The organism is Serratia sp. LTN-2 (genome assembly GCF_059740205.1).
The window spans coordinates 1-1259 of the sequence record NZ_JCAXDO010000065.1; the positions used below are offsets into that span (position 1 = coordinate 1).

The 1259-nt window shown below is 46.9% G+C and carries 1 protein-coding gene and 1 pseudogene; both read left to right on the forward strand.

Annotation, left to right across the window (positions count from 1 at the left end; all coding sequences use genetic code 11):
• Positions 1-157: 157 nt before the first annotated feature.
• Complete coding sequence (locus tag AC6BYQ_RS28335; protein ID WP_498057914.1) at positions 158-1048, forward strand: hypothetical protein; 891 nt, start codon at positions 158-160, stop codon at positions 1046-1048.
• A gap of 74 nt (positions 1049-1122) precedes the next feature.
• Positions 1123-1259 (forward strand): annotated as a pseudogene (locus AC6BYQ_RS28340) (molecular chaperone); the annotation flags it as partial.

The following is a 1259-nucleotide window of genomic DNA, read 5'->3' on the forward strand; positions in this document are numbered from 1 at the left end:
TACCTGAGCGGCATCAACGCCGGCGAGGCGATGACGGTGCGCTGGGGCGGGGCGGCGCAGTGTGAAGTGCGCATGCCAAGCCCGCTGCCGGCGGAGATGCTGATGAATACCTTGCTGTTGCCGTGCCATCAATCAGCAAATATGAAGGAAGAATGAATTGGGCAGAAAAAATATATCATTGATCGTTGTTTTTTTATCTGTTTTCATAAGCAAAGTATGTTATGGCGCTGTTGTTGAAGGCGGTTTTTCTGATTGGTATTGGTTTAACGGCAAACCGACGACTGATTATAATTTTACCCGCGTGGTGTTGGACGGCAGTGAGGGTAGTGCGGTTATACATCCATCATTTGGGATCTATTGTTCCTCACAGTATTGGTGTCTGTTAACTCTTTATAAAAATAATGCGACGGGAAATTGCTATAAAGATATTACCTCAGCTAAGAATCTGGCGCTTGTAGGTAATAATCGTTGGTACAGCATTGATGAGATGAATAAGATAATTAAAGAAAAACTACCCATGAGGGGGAGGTTTGAGGCTGCCTCCCCCGGCCTCGGTGGACACTGCGAACCTAAAGTCTGGCTTGATTTCAGTGCGGGGTCTGCAGTCACGATTGCCTCGACTGATGAAGGGACAGCGCCCCCGTTAGAGCCATTGCCACCGGTGAGTATATTTTGTCGAGTGTCGGGGTTAAGCCGCGATGAGATTGATCTGGGTGTGATAAGTCAGGAGTCAAAGACGGCAAGTGTTACGGCATCGTTGTCGTGCGATGGAGATGCTAAAACGCAGGGGACGGGGCGAATTATATTTACCGATACCAGTCGAAGTGGCGGCAGTAACATTGTTTTGACTAACCATCAGAATAACCAGCAGATTAAGGCTAGGTTGTCAGTTGACTCGTCTGGTGGCAGCAATAAAAAAGATGTGTTAGTCAAGGTTGGCTATTCTGGTAGCGTCAATCTATTCGTCTCTGTCGATGCGTCAGAGTTAAATAAGGATATTTCAGGTGATTTTTCTGGCAGTGCGTTGATTATTTTTAATGTCATTTGAATAAGCCATGTTTATTCTTTTTTTTTTGATTCGAGGTTTTTATGAAAAAGGCTAAAAATTTCTCTGCCGCATTTATCTGTAAACACAGTTTGGTGGCATCCGGCGTGTTCTTTACGCTGGTGTCATCATTTTCCGCCCAGGCGGCCATCGCCCTGGACCGCACGCGGGTGATTTTTGACGGCGGCCAGAACTCGGTGAGCCTGAGCGTCAG